This window comes from Frankia sp. BMG5.60 (genome assembly GCF_059428125.1).
In genome coordinates this window covers 2,762,104-2,777,167 of the sequence record NZ_CM182091.1, presented here as the reverse complement: position 1 = coordinate 2,777,167, position 15,064 = coordinate 2,762,104, and the positions used below count along the sequence as shown (strand labels likewise).

The window sequence follows — 15,064 nt, the reverse complement described above, 5'->3', positions numbered from 1 at the left end:
GCTCGGCCGGGAAGCGCGCGGCGGGCCGCCGTCCCGCGGCCGACGCTCGGACTGGCAGATTCTGCCGGCCACACCGGTGAACTCGGCAGTCCGCGGGAGTCCGGGAGCGTGGCTCGGGCGGCACGCTCGGGACATATGGAACAAATGACGTTCGCGGCCGCCGTCCGCGCGGTCAACGACATCCTGTCCCGCCGGTCGGCCCGCCACGGCGGGATGCCCTGCCCCGCCGGGCCGCGAGCGATCCAGGACGGCGCCCTCGCCGCCTGCGACCTCGGATGCTTCGACGACGCCGTGCCCCTGCTGGAAAGGGTCGTCGACCGGCTGGGACGGCGGGGCCCCGCCGTTCCGCACGGCTACCTCGTCCGGGTGGTGCGCTCGGCCCTCGGCGAGCTGCACCGCGACCGGCGACGCGCCCACGGCCTGCAGCAGCGGCCCGAACGCGTGCCCGACGCGGCCTGGGCTCACGAGGCGCTGCCCGACGCCGCCGACCGGGCCCTGCTGGCGCACCTGATGACGTGGCTGGGCAGCGATGTGCCCGCCGTCGCCGGCACCGGCTGGCCCCTGTCGGCCTGGGCCGACCGCTACGGCACCACTCCGGCCGAGATGGCGGCCTGGATCCGCCGGGTGACGGCGGCCGTCGAGGCGACCTCGCCTCGGCGCCACCGGCGCTACCTCGCGCGGCCGCTGGCCGACAAGGCGCCCGTCGTGCCGCCGTTCAGCGCCTTCACCGGCCGCGGTGGGCGGCTCGACGGGCTGGCGTCGGCCCGGCCGCTCTGGCCGGCCGCCGGGGCCGCGGCGCCGGCCGGCGAGGCGGTGCGGCGGGAGGTCACCGGCTACCGGATCGTCGGGCTCGCGGCGACCGTCGCCGGCCTGCACGGCACGGGCGCCGTCGCGGTTCGCGCGCTGCGCGCGGCGCTGGTCGAGGCGTTCGGACCGGCCGCCGCGCGGGCCGCCGACGACGACCTCGCCGACGCGCTGCGGCGCGCCGCTCAGCCCACGGCGCCGATCGCCGACGGCACCGGACCCGCTGACTGCGGTGGCGGTGCCGCCGGTGCCGCCGGTGCCCGCGCCGCGGGATCGCTGCTGCTCGCGGCCTGAGCGCCGCCCGCGACCAGCGCCGCGAACGGGTCGCTCAGCCGGGCCTGCGCCGGGACGAGCGCGCTGACCGGCCGGTCGCCCGCGAGCCGGCGCAGGGCGTCGAACGCCGCGTCGACGGAGGCGTCGAAGTAGGCGTCGAGGAAGCGGGGATCATCGGCCCGCAGCACCGAGCCGTCCGCGGCGCGCGGGGCGGACGCGGGCACGTGCAGCAGCCGGGGATGCGGCGCGAGCAGTTCACCCCAGGCCCGGCACTGCGCCGCCAGCTCCACCGGCGCCGTCCCCGACAACGCCGCGATGATCTCGATGAGCTCCGGCTCCGGCACCACCATGACCACCCGCACGTCGGGCCCCGCGTCCCCGAGCAGCCGCGCGCTGGGCGCGCTCGGCTCCGGTGGCTCGGTGAGCACGTGTGCCCAGATCCGGCGCGGGGAGTTGCCCGGGCGGCGCAGCCAGTCCTGCATGATCTCGTCGGCGAGGGCGAAGTCGAGCTGCGCCCCACCGTGCACCGACCGGGCCGCGCGGGCGAAGCTGCCCAGGCCCCAGCCGAGCGCCTTGGCCAGCAACGCCGCGACCGTGTAGGAGCCGGTCCACTGCAGGCCGGTGACGACGACGCCCTGCGCGCCGATCCCGGACGCGTCGGTGGGGGCGTGGTGTGCCGTGGGCTCGTGCGGCGCCGTGAAGCGATGGACGATCAGTGGCGGCAGCGGGCCCGCGGGCAACCCGTCGACCAGCAGCGGCGTGGCGTCCCAGCTCGCCGCGGTCCGCTCGAAGACCTCGGCGAAGTCTCGTTCGGCGTCGGCCCGCTCGCTGATCGCGTCGACGCGTTCGAGCAACACGTGGTCGGCGAAGTGGCAGCGGTGGCGCCGGCCTCGCCAGTGCGGCCGGACGGTCACCGACCACCGCCCGCCACGGGCCGCCGCCGCCGCGAACAGGGCGCCGCCGGTGGTCCGGCCCTCCTGGGCGGAGCGGGCACGAAGCTGCCGCTCCCGCTCCTCGGCCTCCTCGGCCCGGCGGACGAGTTTGCTGATGGAGGGGCTGCGCAGGCCGTAGGCGGCGAGCATGTCGCTCTCGTGGCGACCGACCGCCCGGGCAAGCTCGATGATCGCGTGCGCCGGGATGGTCGTCTCGTTGCTCAGCCAGCGGCGCAGCTTGTGGGTGCCCTGCAGCTCGAGCGGGCCGGCCACCCGCTCGGCGAGCGCGGGCAGGCTGATCTGCTCGAGGTTGAGCACCGTCTTCATCGCGTCCGCCCAGCGGGCCTGGCGCGGATCGTCGCCGATCCGCGTCGGCAGACTGTGCGGCTGGAATCGGCGCGCCTGCCGGGCGGAGCCGCGCCGCGGTGCGTCCCTGTCGCTCACCGACTCCGCCCCACCGTTCCCGGCCGCCCCACCGTTCCCGGCCGCCCGATCGCTCCCGGCCACTCCACCGTTCCCGGCCATTCCACCGCTCCCGGCCACCCCTCCATCTCCGGCCACGCCTCCTTCCCGGACACGGCCACCATCGTGACTGATACCACCGGTTTGCCGGCCTAGAGTTGCCGGGCATTGACCAGAAGGTAGTTATCCATTTACAGCATGTGATGATAATGGAGGTGGGAGTGATGGCACTCTCCACCCGAGGCACGCCCGACCGCGCGGCCATCCTGGGCCGCTGGGATCCCTTCCGCGAGATCGAGGAGGCCTGGAGTCGGATGGGCAGCCTGCTCGGCGACGTCGCGGGCGGATCCGGCCGGCCGCTCGGCGTGCTGGCCGGGGCGGTGCTGCCGGTCGACATCGAGGAGACCGACGACGCCTACGTCGTCGAACTGGAGCTGCCCGGCGTCCGCCGCGGGGACGTCTCGATCGATCTGCGGGACGACGAGCTCCACGTCACCGGGGAGATCGGTGAGCGTGAGCGGACCGGTGTCGTGCGCCGCCGGTCCCGACGGGTCGGCCGGTTCGACCATCGGATCACCCTGCCAGGCGAGGTCGACATCGAGGGTGTCTCGGCGAGCCTGGCCGACGGGGTCCTCACGGTCACCCTGCCCAAGGCGCGGCACAGCCGGCCACGGCACATCGAGATCACCGCGGGTGACCGTAGTGAGGTCGAGGCGGGCTCCCGGCGCCCCGCCGAGTTCTCGGGCGGCGCGACGTCGACGGCGGGCGAACGCGTCGGCCAGGGCGGCCTGACCACCGGTGACGGCGGGCTCGACCGCGGGCTGGCCGGCGGACGGGAGGCCGGGTCGGCCGCGCGGGAGGCGGGACTGACCGGTCGGGACGCAGGTGCACCTGGTCGGGACGCCGGGACACGTGGTCGGGAGGCAGGTTCCGGGGGGAGGGATTTCCGCTGATCCGCCGCCTGGCGGACCTGCCTGGCAGATGACGGTCGGCTTTCGGACATGTCGCGGAAGGAGGCCGGAAAACGACCCTCGCGCAGGCACACTATGGTGCGTCTGGCGATCGAGGGAGAGTGCTGGTGTCTGGGACCCCGCTGCGCGTCAACACCCCGGCCGGGGAGGTGACGCTGACCGGCGACGCGCCCGCCGTGGTGGGGCGGGCCCGGTCCGCGGACATCGTCATCAACGACGGGCGGGTGTCGCGTCGGCATCTCGTGCTGCACCCCACGGCGGTCGGCTGGCGCGTCGAGGACATCAGCGCCAACGGGCTGTGGTGCGACGGCCGCCGGCTGGGCGACGTCGACATCGTCGGTGAGCTGCGGCTACGCCTCGGCGCCGCGGACGGCCCGGAGGTGGTACTCCTGCCGCGGCCGGCCCGGCCGATCATCCCGCCGACGGCCCCGACCCGCGGGCCGGACGCGGCGCCCATCTCCATCGAGGGCCTTGCGGCCTTCGCACCCACCCCGGTGACGTCCGCGCCGGTGGGACCGGTGGGGCCCGGCGGGAACGGCGGCGTGCCCGGGAGCGCGGAGCCGCCGGTGCCGGTCGGGGCCGGGGTGCCGGTGCGGGCGGGGGTGCCGGGGCAGCCGTCGGGGTCGTCGGCAGGCGTCGCGCCGGGGGTTTCGGGGGGCCTGTCGGTCGATCCGGCGACCGCGCAGAGCGCGGTCGTGCACGACCGGCGCCGCGTGCATCCCCTCAAGCCCGGCCGGATGCGGATGGGGCGCTCCCGCGACAACGAGATCAACGTCGGGGATCTGCTCGCCTCCCGTCACCACGCCGAGCTGCACATCTCGCTCGGCGGGGTGGAGCTGGTCGACCTCGCGTCGGCGAACGGCACGTTCGTCAACGGCCATCGGATCAGCCGGGCCCCGGTGATGCAGCGCGACGTCATCGCCATCGGCCACCACCTGTTCCAGCTCGAGGGCAGCTCGCTCGTCGAGTACGTCGACTCCGGGGACGTCGCCTTCGAGGTCCAGGACGTCTCCGTCTGGGCCGGCAGCAAGCAGCTCATGCACGACATGACCTTCCGGCTGCCGGGCCGGTCCCTGCTCGGCGTGGTCGGCCCCAGCGGGGCCGGCAAGTCCACCCTGCTCAACGCGCTCACCGGCTTCCGGCCCGCCGACCGCGGCTCGGTGCGCTACGCCGGCCGTGACCTCTACGCCGAGTACGACGAGCTGCGCCGCCGCATCGGCTACGTGCCCCAGGCCGACCCGCTGCACGACCAGCTCACCGTCCGCGAGGCCCTGCTCTACGGCTCGGAGCTGCGCTTCCCGGCCGACACCACCGCGGCCGAGCGCCGCGCCCGCGTCGAGGAGGTCATCGGCCAGCTCGGGCTGTCCGCGCACGCCGGCACCCGGGTCTCCCAGCTCTCCGGCGGCCAGAAGAAGCGCACCAGCGTCGCGCTGGAACTGCTCACCCGACCGTCGCTGCTCTTCCTCGACGAGCCGACCTCCGGTCTCGACCCGGCCAACGACCAGTCGGTGATGGAGACGCTGCGCGGCCTCGCGAAGGGCGGCGGCGCCGGGTCCACCGACGAGAGCGGCCGGACCGTCATCGTCGTCACCCACAGCGTGCTGTTCCTGGACCTGTGCGACTTCATCCTGGTGCTCGCGCCCGGTGGGCACGTCGCCTACTTCGGCCCGGCCGACGGGGCGCTGCGCTTCTTCGGCAAGCAGGACTTCCGCGAGTTCGCCGCGGTCTTCCGGGAGCTGGAGGCCACCCCGGGCGAGGAGATGGCCGCCCGCTTCCGGGCGTCGGAGTTCTTCGTGCCCTCGGCGGTCGTGGCGCCGGCGGTGCGCAAGGCGCCGCCGGAGCTGCCCAGTGTCCGCCAACAGCCGGTGACCGCGCAGCTCTCGACGCTGACCCGCCGGTACTGGCGGGTCGTCCTCGCCGACCGGTCCTACCTGCGACTGATCATCGCCTACCCGTTCCTGCTCGGCATCGTGCCGCGGGTGCTCAAGGCTCCCGACGGCCTGGGCCCGCTGCCGCAGTCGCCGAACGCCGACGCCACCAAGGTGCTCGTCGTGCTGGTGCTGTGTGCCTGCTTCATGGGGATGGCCAACTCGATCCGGGAGATCGTCAAGGAACGCGCGATCTACCGGCGGGAGCGGACGATCGGGCTGTCCCGCACCGCCTACCTCGGTTCCAAAATCATCCTGCTGACCGCCATCACGACCGCGCAGTGCCTGGTCTTCACGCTCATCGCCGTGGTGGGTCGCACTCCGCCGCAGGCCGCCGCGCTCGGCTCGCCGCTGCTGGAGTGCCTGCTGGCGGTGATCGTCGCGGCGCTGGCGTCAATGATGATCGGTCTGTTCGTCTCCACCCTGATCGACAACGCCGACAAGGCGATGCCGATCCTCGTCCTGGTCACGATGGGTCAGCTCGTGTTCTCCGGTGGCCTGACCTCCATGACCGGGCGGCTCGTGCTGGAGCAGATCAGCTACCTCGTCCCGGCCCGGTGGGGATTCGCGGCGCTGGCCTCCACCGACGACATCAACGTGGTGAGCAAGCTCGGCAACCCGACCCTGCGCACCGACCCCCCCGACCGGCTCTGGGAGCACAGCGCGGGCACCTGGGCGCTCGACATCGTGATCGGCATCGCCATCGGCGCCGTCGCGCTGGTGCTCACCACGCTCATGCTGCGCCGGATCGAACCCAAGGTCACCCGGGCGGCGGCCGCCGTGCCGGCGGAGGGCGCGGCCGGGCCGCCCGGGTTCATACCCGGCCCGGTCCACGGCCAGCCGCAACCGCCCGCGGGTCGAACGCCCCTGCGCGGCTGAGGAGGTCGGCGACCTCCTCGCACCAGAAGGCCAGACCGCAGAGCTGGTAGGTCAGCGGGCCCTCGGTGAGCGCGGGGCGGTTGTGCTCGAACAGCACGTGCCCGGCGATCTGCACGGCCCAGCTCGCCGCGAACACCGGCAGGCCGATCCTGGGTCGGACGAGCACCACCGGCAGCGCGAAGGCCACCCCTGGAATGCCGACGAGATGGGTCAGCCGGATGGCCCGGCCGGTGTGCTGGGACCGGTAGTACGCCATCTTCTCGGCGAACGGCGCAGAACGGTCGGGCACCGCCCCGCCGGCCGTCCCGGACCCGTGCGCCCCGCGTCGGATGTTCATCGTCGCCCACCTCCTGCCGACCGTGGCACCGAGGTCAAGGTCCCCCCGGGCCCGGCCGGCTCGCCCGCCGGTCGCTCGTCCGGCCGTATTCACGTTGCCAGGTACCGCGCCCGCGGGGTAGGACCCTGGGATGGGCAAGGCGAGCAAATCGGTGCAGGCGGGCACGTCCCGCCCGGGTCGCCTGCTCGCCGTCCTGACGGCCGCGACACTGCTGCAGTGGCTCGGTTCCTTCGCCATCGCCCCGCTGCTGCCGCTCTACCTGGCCGACCGGCACATCTCCGCCGCCGGCGTCGGGGTCGTGATGGCGGCGTTCTTCCTCGGGGCGCTGCTGTCGCAGTACCCCGCCGGCCGGGCGGCGGCGGCCCGCGGTCACCGTGGGGTGCTGCTCGCCGGGCTCGCCGCCTACGCCGCCGGCTGCCTCGGCCTGTTCGCCTCGACGGGGGTCGGGATGGACGCGGCCATGCGTGTGCTGCAGGGGGCGGGCGCGGGCGCGTTCGAGGTCGCCGCGCTGACCGCGGTCGCCGCGACGGTCGCCCCCGGCACGCAGGGGCGTGCGTTCAGCGCCATCTACACCGGGCAGCTTCTCGGCGTCGCGCTCGGTCCGTTGCTCGGCGGCTTCGCGGGCGAGCACCGGATGGACCTGGTGTTTCTGGGCAGCGGCGCGGCCGCGGTGCTGGCGTCGCTGCCGGTGCTGTGGCTCCTGCCCGCGAGCGTCCGCGCCGGATCGGTTCCCGCCGCTCCCGCCGCTCCCGCAGTTTCGACCGCTCCTACCGGGTCCGTCGCTCCCACGGTTGCGACCGCTGCCGTGGGAAGCGGCGCCCCGACGGGTCCAGACGGTGGTGCCCCGCCGACCCGGCTGCTGCTGCGCCGCGGCGTCGTGGGGCTGCTGCTGGTCGCCGGCTGTGACGGGCTGATCAGCGGTGTGTACGAGACGTGCTGGAGCCTGCTGATGGAGCGCGACGGCGCGTCCACCACGCTGATCGGCCTCACCTTCACCCTCTTCGCGCTGCCATACCTCGTCTTCGCCTGGCCCGCCGGCTGGCTCGCCGACCGGTGTGACCGGCGCCGACTGATCGGGGCGACCACGCTTGTCCTGTCGGTGACGGTCGCCAGCTACCCGTTCCTGCACTCGATCCCGCTCATCATCCTGTTGAGCTGCCTGGAGGCGGTGGGCCTCGCCGTCGCCTACCCCGCGGCCCAGTCCCTGCTCGCCCAGGAAAGCGCCGCCGGTGACGGCACCGGCCGCGGCCAGGGCCTGTTCGCGACGACACAGACCGCCACGACCGTGTTCGCCGCGCTGGCCTCCGGGGCGCTGTTCGCGGCGGATCCGCGGCTGCCGTTCGTGCTGGCCGCGCTCGCGGCGCTGGTCACCGCCGCCCTGCTGCCGCCGCTGTGGCGGGAGGTCGCCGGCACCGTGGCGCAGGCCCAGGCGCGGTCCGCTGCCGGGGGGTCGGGTCTGGCCCGGCCAGTCACGGCGGTCGGGCCGGGCGTGGCGGTCGGGCCGAGCGTGGCGGTCGGGCCGAGCGTGGCGGTCGGGACGGACCCGGGGCGAGAGGCCGCGGCGACGCCCGGCCGGCCGTAGGCCTCGGGTCGGTCCGGAGGAGGCGCTCGCGGATCAGTTCGCGAACCCGGGCGCCCGTTCGGCCACCGCATGCAGGGCCTCCGCGAGCAGGCCGACGGCGGTCGGGATGTCCTCGGTGCGGATGCCCGCGTAGGACAGGCGAAGGTGGCCCGCTTCCTGCTCGCCGATGGTGAAGAACCGTCCCGGGGCCACGGCCACCCCGAGCCGCCCGGCGCTGGTCGCCACCGCGAGGTCGTCGATCCCATGGGGCAGACGCAGGAAGAGGTTCACCCCGCCGCGCGGCGGGGTGAAGGAGCACTCGGGCAGCTCGCGGGCGAGCGCCGCGCCCAGGGCCGCGGCCCGCTCCCGCAGGGCGCCGCCCACCGCCCGGACCTGCGCCGACCAGGCCGGCCCGCTGACCAGCTCGATCGCCGTGTGCTGGACCGGGCGGGCGACGAAGGAGTCGTCGACGATCCGCATGGCCGCGATCCGGCTCATCACCGGCCCGCGGGCGATGACCGCGCCCACCCGCAGGCTCGGGGCGAGCACCTTGGTCAGGGAGAGAATTGTGATGACCTGCCCGTGGTCGTCGTCCTGCCACAGCGGGGGCGGCGGTGTGACGGCGGCGAAGCCGAGCCAGCGGGCGAAGTCGTCCTCGACGACGAACGCCCCGGCCCGCCGGCAGATGTCGAGCACCTCGCCGCGGCGCTGCGCCGCGAGCACGCTGCCGTCCGGGTTGGCGTACGTGGGCTGGATGACCAGCAGCCGGGCCGACGTCCGCGCGAACGCGTCGCGCAGCAGCTCGGGCCGGATCCCGTCCCGGTCGCCGGGCACCGGGATGGGGATGTGCCCGGCGCTGCGGGCGACGGCGAGCGCGCCGGGGTACGTCGGGGTGGCGAACAGGACGGGATGGCCGGCGGGCAGGATCGCGCGGAACGTCGCCGACAGCGCGCCCTGGCTGCCCGGGGTGATCAGCACGTTCTCCGGCTCGGCGCCGATCTGCCGGCCGAACCAGCTCCGCAGCTCCGGGATGCCTGCCGTGGGGGAGCTGGCCCAGGCATCCGGCCGCCGTGCCGCCCGGCTGGCAGCGGCGGCCAGCCGGGTGTCCGCCCGCAGCCCGGGATCGAGGTAGCCCGCCCCCAGCTGGAATCCCGGGCTGCCCATGAGCTGGAACAGCACGTCGAGGCCGGAGGTCTGCACGGGGCTCGGACCGAGCGCGACCTGCTGCCAGTCGGTGTCGCTGGCCTGGACGGTGCGCCGCGCCGAGACGAACGTGCCCGCGCCAGGCCGGGTCACCAGCCGACCCTCGGAGACCAGCCGGCCCAGCGCCCGCTGCACGGTCACCGGGCCGACGCCGAGCCGCTGCTGCAGCGTCCGCGTGCTGGGCAGTTTCTCCCCGACGGCCCCGCTGTCCGCGAGCCGGCGAAGCTCCCCCACGACCCGGTCGATACTGCTATCGTTGACCATGACGTTAGACAATAGCGCTATCGTTTGTCGGCCCGCGGCGCTTTCGCGCCTCGACCTTCTCGGGCGGGTCCACGATGCCTGAACTCCTGTTGCTGGGACTGTTCGCGGTGCTGATCGGACTGGCCGCGGTGTTCGGGCCGGATACCCGGGACCGCGGCTACGGCCTGCCCGCCCCGCGTCCCCGCCGCCGGGTGTCGCGGCCTGGCTCCGATCGCCGAGCAGTCGGCCTCCGGCTGGTGTCGTCTCGCTGATCCGCCGCTGTCCGGCCGGTGCCCGTCGCCGTCCGGTCGGCGCCGTGCCGTGCTGTGCTGCGCCGGTGGTGCTGTGGCTGTCCGGGTGGTGCCGTGCCGGTGGCGCTGCGCTGTGCCGGTGGCGCTGCGCTGTGCCGGTGGTGCTGTGGCTGTCGGAGTGGTGCTGTGGGTGTCGGGGTGGTGCCGTGGCTGTCGGGGTGGTGCCGTGGCTGTCCGGGTGGTGTCGCCTGCGTGTCCGTGTGCCTCTGGTCGGCCTGCGGGGGTAGGCATTCCGGCCTGGTGGTTTCCTGTTGGGCCGCGTGTCAACGCGCAGGTCAGACCGTGTCCGGGCAGCGCTTCTCTTACGTTAAGGTTAAGATCCTCAGCGTTTGCTAAAGGGTGAAACCCCCCGCGGGCGCTCGATAAGCTGGCGCTATGGTGAGCCGTCCGGAGTTCGCCGCCGTGGGGGATGGGTATGGAGATCGTCTTCTTGTGCGAGCAGTATCCGCCGATCATTTGGGATGGGGCGGGTGTCTACACGCACGACATCGCTCACGCGCTGGCCGCGCTCGGTCATCAGGTCCATATCCTCTGCGCGCAGGGGCGTCGCCGCACCGACGAGGACCATGACGGCGTCAAGGTGTACCGGCGCCCGTTGCTCCGTTTGCCGGTCAGTAGATATCTGGGCCCGCTGGGCCGGTCGTTTCAGGGGAAGAACCATCCACGCGATTCCCTCGCCCTGCGGGTGGTCCTCGCCGTCTCCTACGCTTTCTGGCTGCGCCGCCTCGGGCTGCACCCCGACGTCATCGAGACCCAGGACGGCGAGACCCGTGGTTTGCGTACCGCGGTGCGCCGCGACGTTCCTCTCGTGATCCACCTGCATACGCCGACGATGATGGACGTCCGCCTGCGCGAGGGTGAACTGCACGGCCGGGGCGCGCTGGCGGACCGGATCGACCGGTTCTCCGCGCTGCGCGCCGACGCGCGGACGGCCCCGTCCGAGCTGATCGTCACCACCCTGCGTGGCTTCGGTTGGCTGAAGAAGAACACCGACGCCGACGTCATCCCCTACCCGTTCGACCGCTCCCCGTACGTCGCCGTGCCGCCGCCGCAGGAGACCGACCCCACGCTGCTCGTCGTCGGCCGGCTCGAATGGCGCAAGGGCCTCGACGTGCTGATCGAAGCCGCCGCGCTGCTCGGGGAGCGCGGCGTCAAGCCGACAGTGGTCTTCGCGGGCCAGTCGTCCGGCCTCATCGACGACGTCCCGACCGGCACCTGGCTGGCGCGTCGCGCCGCCGAGCTCGGCGTCACCTGCCGCTTCGCGGGCCACCTCACCCGGCCCGAGCTCGTCAAGGCGTACGAGGAGGCGCGGGCTGTCGTCGTCCCGAGCCGGTTCGAGAGCTTCTCCATCGCCGGCCTGGAGGGGATGGCCTCGGGTCGGCCGGTCGTCGCGACCGCGACCACGGGCGTCGCGACCTGGGTGGCGAAGTGGGAGGGCGGAACGGTCGTCCCGCCGGAGGACGCGCCCGCGCTCGCCGACGCGCTGGAGCCCTTCCTCGCCGACCCGGAACTCGCCGCCGCCGTGGGCGCCCGCGGCCGGGTCGGCACCGAGGAACTGGAGCCGAAGCGGATCGCCGCCCTGCGCATCGCGGTCTACCAGAAGGCCATCGACCGGCACCGGACGCGTCGCCGCTTCGGCAGGAGGCCGGCGGCCGTCGCCTGACCAGCGGGTGCCGCGGTGGCGGCCCCTAGGCTGGCGGGCATGAGTGCTCTGGCGGGCGTCGCCCTGGAACACCCGGTCATGAACGCGGCCGGCACGTGCAAGTCGGTGGAGGACGTCGACGCCTTCGCCCGGTCCGCGGTCGCGGCGATCGTCGTCGGCTCGATCACCCGCCAGCCGCGGACCGGCAACGCTGGCAACGTCTACTGGCCCGGGCGGGTCTACTCGATCAACGCACTCGGGTTGCCCAACCGCGGCCTGGACTACTACGGCGCGCACCTGCCCGGGATGGCCGAGCGGGCGCACGAGGCGGGCAAGCCGCTGATCGTCAGCGTCGCCGGGTTCGACGTCGGGGAGTACCAGGAGATCGCCGAGGTCGTCGCTCAGGCCGGCGTCGACCTCATCGAGCTCAACCTGGCCTGCCCGAACGTCTGGGACGGTGGCGCCCAGAAGCGCATCGCCTGCTTCGACCCCGGCCAGACCGCGGCGATCTGCACCGCGGTCGGCGACGCGCTGCTCGCGCGGGCCGGCGGTGATCCGGCCGGCCGCGTCCCCTACGGCGTCAAGATCTCGCCGTTCTCCGACCCGGCGGCGCTCGCCGAGCTCGCCGCGGTACTCGCCGAGCTCGCCGGGCGCCCCGGCGGTCCGCGCTTCGTCACCGCGGTGAACACCTTCCCCAACGCCCTGGTCGTCGACGCCGACCACCGTCCCGTCGTCGACGTGGAGCTGGCCGGGATGAGTGGCCCTGCGCTCAAGCCGGTCGGTCTCGGCCAGGTGCGCCAGCTTCGCCGGCTGCTGCCGGAGACCGTCGACGTCGTCGGGGTCGGCGGGGTCGGCGAGGGACGGGACGTCGCCGAGTACCTGCGGGCGGGGGCGGCTGCGGTGCAGGCGGCGACGGTGTTCTGGAACCGTGGGGAGGACCCGTCGGTGTTCGGGTCGATCCTCGCCGGCTGGATCGACGCCGACGGGGCCGACGCCGGTGGGGCCTGATGCCGGTGGGCCTGGCGCCGGTGGGATCGGCGCCGGTGGGATCGACCAGGTGGACTCGGCGGTCCTCTGACCCGGCGCGGCCCTGGCTTGCCCCGCACCGTCGGGGAGGCCGTGGCCCCGACGCGCGAGGCGGCCACGGCCTCGCCGCGGTGGGCGGACTCAGCCGCCGGCGGCCAGGCTTCTCGGCACCTCGACGTCGGTGGGACTCGTGGGCTCGGCGGCCGGCTCCGGACCGCTGCCCGGTACCAGGGAGATCCGCCGATCCGGCGGGGGGAACGTTAGCCGGAAGGTGAACGCGGTCGCGGTCGGCCCGTGCGTGCGCAGGTGCCGGACCCGTTCCTCGGCCTCCGCCGTGCCGGGCCGGTGCCCGGCAGGCACCCACCACAGAGCGTTGGTGGCCCGGGCGGTCGGATGGAACCACTCCCGTCGGCGCCGCAGGAACGCGCCCTGATCGTGGCGGAAGACGAAGTCGGCGAGCGCGTCCGCCGACTCCCACACCGTCAGGTTCACGATGACGGTGAGGTCGGCCTCGGCGTCGAGCCGGAACGTGTGCACGGCCGCGGCGCCCTGCTCGGGCTGCAACCGCCAGACGAAGCCGGGCTGCCCGTCGCCGCGGTCGCTCACCGGCGCGAGGCCGGCCAGGATGTCATCCGGCGCGGGGGAGTCGAGCGGGGCGAGTACCCGGGCGATGTTCACCTGGGCCAGATGGTAACCCGTCATGAAAGTAGCCTAGGGACGTCGCCCCGCATCCGCCAGGAATGACGCGCAATCACTCCCTGATGGAGATCGGCGTGCCGATGGGGAGGATTCCCGCCAGTTTTTCGATGTCGGCGTTGCGTAGCCGGATGCAGCCGTGGCTGGCGTCCGTCCCGACCAGGTCGGGACGGTTCGTGCCGTGCAGCCCGATGATCCCGCCGGCGCCGTTGAACTGGGTAATCACGTCAGAGAAGCCCGACAGTCCGAAGGCGTAAGGCCCCCACGGCCCCTTCGGATCCGCGGGGCGCAGCGGTTCCGTGAGGTAGAACCGGCCGGACGGCGTGGGAGTGCCGCCGAGCCAGTGAGCTCGGCGTTCCTCCACCGCGAACACGAGCGGCACGCCCTCCCGGTTGGGGTTGGCGAGCTGACCCCGCCGGGTGCCGGTGTCCGGGGTCGCGAACCAGGTGATCTCGGGCACCACCGCCCGGGCCACGAGGTGCCGTCCCTTCGCGGGGCCGGCGGCGCTGGCACCGGCGGGGGGAGGCGTCGCCCGGGTCTGCGATGCCGGGGCCGCGGCGGGTCGCGTCTGCGCGGCCCGGCCGGAGCAGGCGCCGAGCAGGCAGTTCGCGGCCAGCAGGGCCGTGGCCATGAGCAGGAGGCCGGCCGGACCCGCGGTGCGGCGCCGAGGCGAGCGGACGAGGCCCCGTGTCGGCGGGCGGCTCGTGTTGGTGCTACGCATCCCAACCCCCTCGGCCATCCGATGGTTACTTTACGTAGTCGGAGGGGCGACTGCATCCGCGCCGGCCGGGCGGGCTTCGACGCGGCTGGCCGGCCATCCCTCGCGGACCGGGGCATGTCGGCCGATCCCGGCGGCTGGCCGCGTCGCCGCCGGCACGCGCCCCGCCGGGCGCGGCGGTGCGCCGCGGCGCCGAGCCGTCGAAATTTCTTTCCGGTGATTCTCCGGTCATCTGTGGAGACGTGCGGGAAGGCAGGAGGAAACGTGAAAAAAGCCGAGGGTGAGCGGCTGGATTTGCGGTCCCCAACAGGCCGGATACGCTTTCTCGCGACCTTGGTTGGTTGCTTTTCCGAAACCGTAGGGGAGAACTGTGCGGAGATCAATGAGGACCCGGGCGGCAGTCGTCGCGCTGTCGAGCATGGCGACCATTTTCGTCGCGCTGGGACCAGCGGCTTCGAGCGCCTGGGCGTCCGATGGCACTGACACCGTCAAGCAGGCTCAGAGCTGGGGCGGCGACGACTGGCGCAAGGACGACTGGCGTAAGGACGACAAGCGCAAGGACGACTGGCGTAAGGACGACAAGCGCAAAGACGACTGGCGTAAGGACGACAAGCGCAAGGACGACTGGTTCGACGACGACTGGTTCGGCGACAAGGACAAGGACAAGGACAAGTGGCACAAGGATAACTGGCGTAAGCACGATAATCGCAAGGACGACTGGTTCAAGGACGACAAGCGCAAGGACGACTGGTTCAAGCACGACAAGCACAAGGACAGGTGGAAGGACGACGGCTGGGACTGGTGACTGAGTCGTCGAGCCGGTTACTCCGGTCGGCGGGTGGTACACCGCGCTGGCGGTGAGCTCTCCGCACCCTGGTGACCTGCCGGCCGGGAACCCGTCCCACGGGTCCCGGTGACACGGCCGCCGGGTGGGCCTGGCGCTGCTCCGGGCCTGCCGGCGATGGTGCCGGTCGTCAACGTCGACGGCCGGCACCATCGCGACGGCGTCCGTGCTCCGGGCGGCGGGCCCGCCGCCCGGGATCGCGGCATCGGCAGTGCCCACGAGAACCCGCGACGC

The 15,064-nt window shown here is 73.8% G+C and carries 12 protein-coding genes; 7 read left to right on the top strand and 5 right to left on the bottom strand.

The window, feature by feature from the left end:
• Nucleotides 1-144 precede the first annotated feature (144 nt).
• Nucleotides 145-1,098 (top strand): hypothetical protein, encoded by a 954-nt coding sequence (locus AC5R91_RS11165; RefSeq protein WP_495397071.1) that lies wholly within the window; start codon nucleotides 145-147, stop codon nucleotides 1,096-1,098.
• Here AC5R91_RS11165 and AC5R91_RS11160 read toward each other — a convergent pair.
• Nucleotides 990-2,453: a hypothetical protein gene (locus AC5R91_RS11160; RefSeq protein ID WP_495397070.1), complete on the bottom strand. Its 1,464-nt coding sequence runs from the start codon at nucleotides 2,451-2,453 to the stop codon at nucleotides 990-992. The genes AC5R91_RS11165 and AC5R91_RS11160 overlap by 109 nt on opposite strands.
• A 242-nt stretch (nucleotides 2,454-2,695) precedes the next feature.
• Between AC5R91_RS11160 and AC5R91_RS11155 the strand changes: the two genes are divergently transcribed.
• The gene (locus AC5R91_RS11155; protein WP_495397069.1) at nucleotides 2,696-3,424 is read left to right on the top strand and encodes an Hsp20/alpha crystallin family protein; all 729 of its coding nucleotides are present in this window, start codon (nucleotides 2,696-2,698) and stop codon (nucleotides 3,422-3,424) included.
• A 119-nt stretch (nucleotides 3,425-3,543) separates the two neighbouring features.
• Nucleotides 3,544-6,249, top strand: a complete 2,706-nt coding sequence (locus tag AC5R91_RS11150; RefSeq protein ID WP_495397068.1) for an ATP-binding cassette domain-containing protein — start codon at nucleotides 3,544-3,546, stop codon at nucleotides 6,247-6,249.
• On the opposite strand, the gene AC5R91_RS11145 is transcribed toward AC5R91_RS11150, so the two are convergent.
• Nucleotides 6,185-6,586, bottom strand: a complete 402-nt coding sequence (locus AC5R91_RS11145) for a DUF962 domain-containing protein (RefSeq protein WP_495397067.1) — start codon at nucleotides 6,584-6,586, stop codon at nucleotides 6,185-6,187. The two genes, AC5R91_RS11150 and AC5R91_RS11145, sit on opposite strands and share 65 nt — an antisense overlap.
• 130 nt (nucleotides 6,587-6,716) lie before the next feature.
• Here AC5R91_RS11145 and AC5R91_RS11140 point away from each other — a divergent pair, with 130 nt between their 5' ends.
• Entirely contained in the window at nucleotides 6,717-8,168 is a 1,452-nt protein-coding gene (locus AC5R91_RS11140; protein WP_495397066.1) for an MFS transporter, read from the top strand.
• 33 nt (nucleotides 8,169-8,201) lie between these two features.
• Here AC5R91_RS11140 and AC5R91_RS11135 read toward each other — a convergent pair whose 3' ends face one another.
• Complete coding sequence (locus AC5R91_RS11135; protein WP_495397065.1) at nucleotides 8,202-9,614, bottom strand: aminotransferase-like domain-containing protein; 1,413 nt, start codon at nucleotides 9,612-9,614, stop codon at nucleotides 8,202-8,204.
• Between the two features lie 705 nt (nucleotides 9,615-10,319).
• Here AC5R91_RS11135 and AC5R91_RS11130 point away from each other — a divergent pair.
• Complete coding sequence (locus tag AC5R91_RS11130; protein WP_495397064.1) at nucleotides 10,320-11,567, top strand: glycosyltransferase family 4 protein; 1,248 nt, start codon at nucleotides 10,320-10,322, stop codon at nucleotides 11,565-11,567.
• 39 nt (nucleotides 11,568-11,606) lie between these two features.
• A complete protein-coding gene (locus tag AC5R91_RS11125; RefSeq protein WP_495397063.1) occupies nucleotides 11,607-12,554 on the top strand; it encodes a beta/alpha barrel domain-containing protein in 948 nt (315 codons plus the stop codon).
• A gap of 159 nt (nucleotides 12,555-12,713) precedes the next feature.
• Here the strand turns inward: AC5R91_RS11125 and AC5R91_RS11120 are convergent, their stop codons facing one another.
• On the bottom strand, nucleotides 12,714-13,274 hold the full coding sequence (locus AC5R91_RS11120) for a DUF3291 domain-containing protein (protein ID WP_495397062.1): 561 nt from the start codon (nucleotides 13,272-13,274) through the stop codon (nucleotides 12,714-12,716).
• Nucleotides 13,275-13,323: 49 nt separating this feature from the next.
• The gene (locus AC5R91_RS11115) at nucleotides 13,324-13,989 is read right to left on the bottom strand and encodes a L,D-transpeptidase (RefSeq protein ID WP_495397061.1); all 666 of its coding nucleotides are present in this window, start codon (nucleotides 13,987-13,989) and stop codon (nucleotides 13,324-13,326) included.
• 379 nt (nucleotides 13,990-14,368) lie between these two features.
• Here AC5R91_RS11115 and AC5R91_RS11110 point away from each other — a divergent pair, with 379 nt between their 5' ends.
• Entirely contained in the window at nucleotides 14,369-14,791 is a 423-nt protein-coding gene (locus AC5R91_RS11110; protein WP_495397060.1) for a peptidylprolyl isomerase, read from the top strand.
• Nucleotides 14,792-15,064: the final 273 nt, after the last annotated feature.